4 protein-coding genes are annotated in these 1,803 nt (G+C 62.3%); 2 read left to right on the top strand and 2 right to left on the bottom strand.

Going from position 1 to position 1,803, the window contains the following annotated elements; translation table 11 throughout:
• Positions 1–157: GDYXXLXY domain-containing protein (locus EN994_RS29710; RefSeq protein ID WP_164746338.1), on the bottom strand; the 157-nt coding region annotated here is incomplete at its 3' end.
• Complete coding sequence (locus tag EN994_RS29705; protein ID WP_063168110.1) at positions 154–1,272, bottom strand: DUF2157 domain-containing protein; 1,119 nt, start codon at positions 1,270–1,272, stop codon at positions 154–156. The genes EN994_RS29705 and EN994_RS29710, both read right to left, overlap by 4 nt.
• A 239-nt stretch (positions 1,273–1,511) precedes the next feature.
• Between EN994_RS29705 and EN994_RS29700 the strand changes: the two genes are divergently transcribed.
• Positions 1,512–1,652, top strand: a complete 141-nt coding sequence (locus EN994_RS29700; protein ID WP_013531315.1) for a DUF1127 domain-containing protein — start codon at positions 1,512–1,514, stop codon at positions 1,650–1,652.
• A gap of 49 nt (positions 1,653–1,701) precedes the next feature.
• Positions 1,702–1,803 (top strand): DUF1127 domain-containing protein (locus EN994_RS29695; protein ID WP_127308066.1); only part of this gene is annotated, 102 nt, incomplete at its 3' end.

Here is a 1,803-nt window from a genome sequence, read left to right as displayed (position 1 = left end):
GCAGGAGGTCGCGCGGATCGACGGGTTCGATCTTCAGCAGCACTTCCTTGCCGTTGCGCAGGATCGCCGCCCGGCCGGCGATGATCCAGCTCAGGAAGCCTATCTGGACGAGCGCCAGCACCAGCGCCGAGATGACAAGCCTTTTCCCGGTGATCATGCCGTGGCTCCCTTGGCGTCTGGGCCCTTCATGCGTTTTTCCACGCGGATGATGACGATCGCGAGGATGCCGAGCAGCACCGCGGCGGCCAGGAAGAAACCGGCCGTATCGAGCATCGATTGCAGGGTCACGACATAGATGATGGCGAGTTCGAAGGCGAAGCCGAGATAGGCAAGCCAGCGTAGCCCACGGCTCTCCCGTCCTGCCAGCACGATCGCGGCGACAACACCGGCCAGCGCGATCGCCGAAGCGAGGGCAAAACCGCTGTTGTAGGTGCTCTCGTCGGCGAGTTCGAACTGGATCATTGCGAGGCCGGTGAGGAAGGCGAGCAGCGCGTGCAAGGGCAAGCGGCCGCCGAGTTGCACGACCCGGTCGACCGGGCCAGGCGCGAAGACCGAGGCCGCGAACAGCAGCGCCGAGGCGACGACCAGCGGGATCGCCACCTGCAGCGTGTCGTGGTTGGTGACCAGCAGCATGAGATAGAACAGCACCGACAGGATAATCAGGTGGCGCGCCGCCTGGCTGCGGGTCCAGAACGAGACGGCAAACAGCACGATCGCCATCACGACGAAGCCGTGCGGAAAATCGCTGCGGCTGTAATAGTCGAAGCCTTTGAGGACCAGCCAGGCATCGGCGATGCCGACCGAAGCCACCGTCAGCGGGTTCGATCGCAGCGCAACCGCCGCCAGCGCCGTGCCGGCTCCCCAGGTCACCAGAGCCGAGGCCTCGTCGCCCGAGAGATGATACATCTGGCCGATCAGCGCGATCGAGCCGCCGAAAGCCGCGGCCGCCACGATCCACAGCGCTTCCCCGATTGCCGCATGGTCGCGGGCCTTCAGCACCGCGCCGCCGACATAGCCGCCAAGGATGACGGCAAACAGCGCCGCCACGCGCGCCAGCCTCGGGATCGCGTCCCAATTGGCGGCGACGAAAATCAGGATGGCGGCGCCGAACAGCAAGGCGGCCATCATAGCCAGGATCGAGCCGAAGCTCAGCGACTTGCGCTCGTTGGCCTCGACATCGCGCGCCAGCGAATCGGCCGTCGCGGCGTCGATCATGCCGGCCTGCTGCCAGCGCGCGATATCCGCCCTGACCCGCGACGAATAGCTCGCCATGCTGCTTCTCCCCCCCAAGTTTGGTCTTTTTTGCAGCCGATCCGGTCAAGCCGTTGACGCTTAGGCATTTTCCGATTCGGGTTTCTTTGTGTCAGGTCCGTGAACGAGCGTTAATGCTGCATTGCACAATTTGCATTGCTGCCATGCAGCCATAGCGCTTTTAAATCGATATGGGTCCGCCTATTTATAGTTCGTACACAAACGGAATGATCCGCAAGAAAGACGAAACGAGAACTACCATGAACCTGATCCGCAACTACCGCAACTGGCGCCGCTACAGGGACACCGTGTCCGAGCTGAGCCGCCTGAGCAACCGTGAACTGACCGACCTCGGCATCAGCCGCAGCGACATTCCTTACGTCGCTCGCAAGGCGGTCTAATTCTTCGGACCGCGAATGGTCCGAACCAGTTTTGAAAAAGAGAACGACAATGAACCTGATCCGCAACTATCGTAACTGGCGCGTTTATCGCGAGACGGTTACCGAGCTGGGTCGCCTTTCGAACCGCCAGCTGCATGATCTCGGTATAGTC

This window comes from Mesorhizobium sp. M7A.F.Ca.CA.002.09.1.1, from assembly GCF_003998555.1.
Taxonomy (GTDB): Bacteria; Pseudomonadota; Alphaproteobacteria; order Rhizobiales; family Rhizobiaceae; genus Mesorhizobium; species Mesorhizobium ciceri.
This window is presented reverse-complemented; position numbering and strand designations above follow the sequence as displayed.